A 5,303-nucleotide genomic window follows, 5' to 3' on the forward strand; every position below is an offset into this window, starting at 1 on the left:
ATGTGAAAAAGGCTTTGAAATTACTGAAGTGAGAACACTTATACCAAATGGCGATAAAGCTAATTTCCGAGATGGTCAGCTGTGCAGTTCTGATTCTTAAAGAGTAGCGGATTTGTTTGAGAAACTTCCAATAAGTTGATTCAAATTTAAGAAAGAAATCATCGATTACACAGAATAATTCGGTACTATTGAACATTAGGACTAGAGCTTTAGGTTTGGTGTGGTAACTCAACTGATGGCTCTAGTTCTTTTATTTTTCAAGTCAATTTTTTATCCACGATTCGGGTTATATTATCAGCTTTTACTTCCTGAGCATTTAGCTCCCCTATTATTGTGGACTTACCATAAAGATAACGTTCCCCCCGAAGATAGAAATAAGCTGACTCTGTGATATCCCCTGAAATTGAAGAAACTACTGCACCTGATGGGCTAGTAACACGAATGCTCTCAGTCACAATATCCCCAGCCTGAGCATTAATACTAATAATATAAATTACTAACGTTTTTAATATCTTTTGCTTTAATTTCATTGTAAATCCCCAAAGTATCTTTTTTAAAAAAAGATACTATACTTTTGATTTTTTACGATGCAATTAAAATTTATAAAAATATTTAAATATAACAATTATTTACAGTAAAACTTAAAAGTTTAATAAGATGTTAAATAAAATCTTAAAAATATAATTATTTTAAGAAGATTATAAATAATCTAAATTTACTGTCTTGGTTTACGTTCATGCTCAAATACATCCTGTAAGTGTTGCTGTAGCCATTCAAGATAATCTGGATTTTCGGCTTTAGCGGCTTCTCTGAGTAGAATAGAAGTAGGATGCATCAGCTTTTGCGTCAACCGATGGGCAAATTCGTGCAAGACTTGTTCTGCATCATGACCATGTTGTAGTGACTCTAAGGCATGTGCTAACTCATTTTGACTCACTTCTTCACTATGCTGGCGATAAGCTTGAATCGTACCACTTGCCTCTTTGACTTTCTGTTGAGTCATCAATTGCGTTGCCAATTGATTGACCATGATTTCGGCTTCAACCGCAGCTTGACGACGCTGTGCCAAGTTTTCATCAATTACACTTTGTAAATCATCAACGCCATACAAATAGACGTTATCTAAGGATTCAACTTTCGGATCAATATCACGCGGAACAGCCAAATCAACCATCAGCATTTGTTGATAGCGGCGCTTTTTCAGTGCAACTTTAACATCTGAATATTCAATCACTTGATGCAAACTACCTGTACAACTTGAAACCACATCAGCTCTATGCAAATTTTGTGCAAGTTCTGTAAAAGGAATAATTTCAACATCAACTTGATGTGCAATTTCTTGTGCTAACAAATCTGCTCGTTCACGGCTACGGTTACAAATGAGAATTTTAGCAACCCCCATTTCTGCCAAATGCTTGGCAACAAGGCTGTTCATCTCACCTGCGGCAACCACCATGACCGTTAGTTTTTCAGGATGGCTAAAGACTTGTGATGCAAGTTGCGCCACTGCATATCCCATCGAAACAGCATGACTACCGACTGAAGTTTCGGAACGAACACGCTTAGCAGCATAAAAAGCATATTCAAATACACTATTCAGTTCAGGTGAAACCGTTTCGGCATCTTTTGACAGCGCTAAAGCACTTTTAACTTGCCCTAAAATTTGTGGCTCACCCAACATCAGCGAGTCTAAACCACTGGCAACACGCATCAAATGCGTAACAGCTTGGGCATTCTCGTAACGATAAACATGATGAATTAACTGTTTTACATCAATATTATTCACTTGGGCTAACCACGTGAGAACACTATCCGCATCTTCTGTCATGGCATAAACTTCAGTGCGGTTGCAAGTTGAGACCACAACTAAATCATTCAGAGATGAATGCTTATTTTGTTCAAGCAATAGCGCAGCTAATCGCTCTGCATTAAAAGCGACTTGTTCACGAAGTTCAACAGAAGCTGTTTGATGGTTGACACCCAATGCAAAGAAAGACATATCAGATCATCATTTCGCTAAATTTATGTTATTGTGCAACATCGGTGTCATAAAAAGCATTACTTTGGATCAATAAAAATTGCGTCAGCTATATCGCCGTACCATTTTTAGCGGCAAGACGATTCGACGGTATTCTACCACAATCTTGTTGTTAGGTAGCATGAGCTCGTATGTCTCTGCACAAGCAATACACGACATGTATGCAGATAAGAGTTTTGACCATGCGTTACAACAAAGTATGGTGGCAGAATTTTCGCTTGCTTATGATGATATTGCAACTGCTCTACATAATTATACTGTGCTTGCCATTCAAAGTAATTCAACCACAATTAAACAACGCGCTTTAGATGTCGCTTTAGAATACAACGATTTCCAATCAGCTCTAGATATTGCAACACATTGGGTAGAACAAGAACCCAAAGATGTACCTGCTTTATTTTATTTATCACATATTGCGCTAAAGACTCACGAATATGAGTTAGCGGCAACCACCCTTGATAAAATTCTAAATATTGATCCTACTGCCGATCTTGAGCAAATCTTGGCAGGGATTGCACCTGAACAAGCCCAAGATCGTGAAGTTTTACTTAATGCATTGCGTACCAGTAAAGAACGAGACAATCCCTCTATTCTGGCTTTGATTGCTGGCTTAGAAGCACAAGATGGCTTATATGAGCAAGCACTGAATAATATTAATAAAGCATTACGTCAACGCTCGAAGTCCACTAGTTTTATTCTCATGAAAGCGAATCTATTAATGGCTTTGCGTGATGACACTGAAACACAAAAATGGTTTGCTCAAGCCAGTCGGAAAAATAAAACCAATATTGATATACGCTTAGCAGAAGCGCGCTATTACATTCAGATTAATCAACAACAACAAGCTCTCAATAAACTCGAAAGCATCATTAAAGATTATCCAAAAACTGAAGAGGCATTGTTTATTGCAGGCTTGACCAGTATTGATTTAAAACAATATGAAAAAGCTGAGCAATACTTAGTCGAATTGCGTTTATCTGCCAAATATCAAAATGAAGCCTATTATTACCTTGCCATTAATGCACAACGTAAACAGCATTATGAAACAGCAAAAGCGTACTATCGCCTTGTCGATGGTAGTCTATACATCGTTTCACGACGTAATATGATCACTATTTTTGAAAAACAAGGACAACTCAATGATGCCTTACGCTTTCTGACACAAGAACGGGTGAATTATCCACAACATGCAAGTTTCTTATATCAAGCACAAGCAGATATTTTAAAGAAAACGGATAATAAAAAAGCGGCTTTAACCTTGCTTGATGAAGCCATCAAAAGCTTACCCGATGATCCTGAACTGATTTATGCAGAAGTGTTATTGCTCGACCCCTATACCGATCGAGATAAACTAGACAAAACATTAAAACAACTTTTGATTATTGAACCGAATAGCCCAACTTATCTGAACGCCTACGCCTATACGTTGGCATTACAGAATCGCCGTCTTAAAGAAGCACGAAAATATGCAGAATTAGCACTTAATTTTGCACCTGAACAGGCCTCTATTCTTGACACACTAGGCTATATTGCGTTCTTACAAAATGATTTTGATACCGCAGCCAAAGTCTTGGGACAAGCCTACTCAATTAGCCAAAATATCAATATTGGTATTCGTTATGCCAAAGCACTATATATGCAAGGTGCGCTCACGCAATTTAGCGAAGTATTACAGCAATTGAAACAAAAACATGCAAATGCCCCACAATTACAACAACTTGATAGCTTAATATTACCCATCACTGTAAAAAAGAGTTAAATCCATGCACTTGTTTGCAAAATTATGTGTCGCAATATGTAGCAGTAGCGTTGTATTGTTGACAGGCTGCCAACATTTAAGCCAACCGAATAAAGTGATCGCCTCACCACAAGTGCAAGATGAAAACAACTTTAGCTTACAAGGTAAAATTGGGGTGCGCACACCACAACAATCTGGCAGTGCTTTTTTTACTTGGGTCCAGCAACAAAATCAGTTTGATATTGAACTCACAGGTATATTGGGTGTAGGTAAAACCCAAATTGAAGGTAGACCTGGTGAAGTGACCTTAAATAGTGCAAAAACAGGACTCATCACCGCAACCAATCCTGAAGAATTACTAGAAAAAGCAATAGGTTGGCAAGCACCGATTATGCATTTAGCCTATTGGGTACAAGCTAAGCCTGCCACTCAAAATGCTCAAACGAGCAAAGATGAAAACAATCGTCTCAAACAATTAATTGAAGATGGTTGGACAGTGGATTTTAGTTATAACGATGTACAAACACTGCCAAACAAACTTTTATTGAAGCAAGCTCTTGCCGATGATAAAGAAAACCGTATTACAATGGTGATCCAAAACCGATAGTTTAGATTCTTTTATGATTAGAGTGCCTTCCCCTGCCAAATTGAATTTATTTCTGCATATCACAGGTCATCGTGACAATGGTTATCATGAATTACAAACTATTTTTCAACTGATTGATCTATACGACTGGATGACTTTTGATCCAATTTCAGAAGAAAATATTCAAATTGAAGGTTTAAGCGAAGTCAAACTTGAACAAAATCTAATCTATCGTGCAGCACAACTACTCCGACCTCATGCAAAAAAACCATTCGGGTTGAAGATTCAAATTGAGAAAAACATTCCAATGGGCGCAGGGCTAGGCGGTGGTTCATCCAACGCTGCCACCACACTCATTGTACTGAATCAACTGTGGCAATGCGGTTTAAATGAACAGCAACTTGCTGATTATGGTGTGCAACTGGGTGCAGATGTGCCTATCTTTATTTTTGGTCAAAATGCATGGGCAGAAGGGATCGGTGAACATTTATCATTCATAGACTTAGCTCAAAAACAATTCATAATTTTAAAACCTGATTGTTTTATCAGCACTCAAGCGCTTTTTTCACAAAAAACATTGACAAGAGATTCTAAGATCACTACATTTTGCGCCTATCAGTTAGAACCTTTTAATTTTGGAAATAACTTTGAACCTTTGGCTCGACAGTTATATCCTGAAGTAGAAGAAGCAATGCAATATTTAGATCAATTTGGTCTAGCAAAGCTTACAGGTACAGGTGCTTGTGTTTTTATTGAAGTAACAAGTGAAATAGATATAAAGAAAATTTTGCAAAACGCGCCTTGTAAAGCTTACTTGGTAAATAGTTTGTCAGAATCTCCTTTAAGACATTTTTCAGTTACATGTTAGGGGCGTCGCCAAGTGGTAAGGCACCGGGTTTTGATCTCGGCATCCGTTGGTTCGAATCCAGCCGCCCCTGCCA

5 protein-coding genes, 1 tRNA gene and 1 pseudogene are annotated in these 5,303 nt (G+C 37.8%); 4 read left to right on the forward strand and 3 right to left on the reverse strand.

Annotated elements, in window-relative coordinates:
* The 3 genes and pseudogenes from C502_RS18760 to hemA form a co-directional block, all read right to left on the reverse strand.
* Positions 1 to 196: pseudogene (locus tag C502_RS18760) on the reverse strand (IS982 family transposase); the annotation flags it as partial.
* 61 nt (positions 197 to 257) lie between these two features.
* Positions 258 to 530, reverse strand: a complete 273-nt coding sequence (locus C502_RS0105555; RefSeq protein WP_018677857.1) for a hypothetical protein — start codon at positions 528 to 530, stop codon at positions 258 to 260.
* Positions 531 to 715: 185 nt separating this feature from the next.
* Positions 716 to 1,999 carry a glutamyl-tRNA reductase gene (gene hemA / locus C502_RS0105560; RefSeq protein WP_018677858.1) on the reverse strand — a complete coding sequence of 428 codons (1,284 nt, stop codon included), beginning with the start codon at positions 1,997 to 1,999 and terminating at the stop codon, positions 716 to 718.
* A gap of 79 nt (positions 2,000 to 2,078) precedes the next feature.
* On the opposite strand from hemA, the gene C502_RS0105565 reads away from it, so the two are divergent.
* From C502_RS0105565 to C502_RS0105580, 4 genes are all read left to right on the forward strand, one after another.
* Positions 2,079 to 3,797, forward strand: a complete 1,719-nt coding sequence (locus C502_RS0105565) for a tetratricopeptide repeat protein (RefSeq protein ID WP_023274842.1) — start codon at positions 2,079 to 2,081, stop codon at positions 3,795 to 3,797.
* Positions 3,798 to 3,801: 4 nt separating this feature from the next.
* Positions 3,802 to 4,383, forward strand: a complete 582-nt coding sequence (lolB, locus tag C502_RS0105570; protein WP_018677860.1) for a lipoprotein insertase outer membrane protein LolB — start codon at positions 3,802 to 3,804, stop codon at positions 4,381 to 4,383.
* A gap of 13 nt (positions 4,384 to 4,396) precedes the next feature.
* Positions 4,397 to 5,230, forward strand: a complete 834-nt coding sequence (gene ispE, locus C502_RS0105575; protein ID WP_023274841.1) for a 4-(cytidine 5'-diphospho)-2-C-methyl-D-erythritol kinase — start codon at positions 4,397 to 4,399, stop codon at positions 5,228 to 5,230.
* Positions 5,229 to 5,303 (forward strand) — tRNA-Gln (locus C502_RS0105580). The genes ispE and C502_RS0105580 overlap by 2 nt, the downstream gene beginning before the upstream one ends.

Source organism: Acinetobacter tjernbergiae DSM 14971 = CIP 107465 (assembly GCF_000374425.1).
Taxonomy (GTDB): domain Bacteria; phylum Pseudomonadota; class Gammaproteobacteria; order Pseudomonadales; family Moraxellaceae; genus Acinetobacter; species Acinetobacter tjernbergiae.

What these genes read in the sequence shown, in the direction of transcription:
- C502_RS0105555 (WP_018677857.1), bottom strand. Translation starts at nt 530, where the DNA reads ATGAAATTAAAGCAAAAGATATTAAAAACGTTAGTAATTTATATTATT.
- hemA (WP_018677858.1), bottom strand. Translation starts at nt 1,999, where the DNA reads ATGTCTTTCTTTGCATTGGGTGTCAACCATCAAACAGCTTCTGTTGAA.
- ispE (WP_023274841.1), top strand. Translation starts at nt 4,397, where the DNA reads ATGATTAGAGTGCCTTCCCCTGCCAAATTGAATTTATTTCTGCATATC.
- lolB (WP_018677860.1), top strand. Translation starts at nt 3,802, where the DNA reads ATGCACTTGTTTGCAAAATTATGTGTCGCAATATGTAGCAGTAGCGTT.